Source organism: Paenibacillus agri (assembly GCF_013359945.1).
In the GTDB taxonomy this organism is placed as follows: Bacteria; Bacillota; Bacilli; order Paenibacillales; family Paenibacillaceae; genus Paenibacillus_AQ; species Paenibacillus_AQ agri.
Window position 1 is genome coordinate 1 of sequence record NZ_JABWCS010000057.1, and the last position, 243, is coordinate 243.

General features: G+C 53.9%; 1 rRNA gene. It reads left to right on the forward strand.

The features are described 5' to 3' along the window. Positions 1-243 (forward strand): 23S ribosomal RNA (locus HPT30_RS00255); the annotation flags it as partial.

A 243-nucleotide genomic window follows, 5' to 3' on the forward strand; every position in this document is an offset into this window, starting at 1 on the left:
CTGGGTTCAGAACGTCGTGAGACAGTTCGGTCCCTATCTGTCGTGGGCGTAGGAAATTTGAGAGGAGCTGTCCTTAGTACGAGAGGACCGGGATGGACGTACCGCTGGTGCACCAGTTGTTTCGCCAGAAGCATGGCTGGGTAGCTACGTACGGACGGGATAAGCGCTGAAAGCATCTAAGCGTGAAGCCCCCCTCAAGATGAGATTTCCCAATTAGTAAGACCCCTTGAAGACGACGAGGTA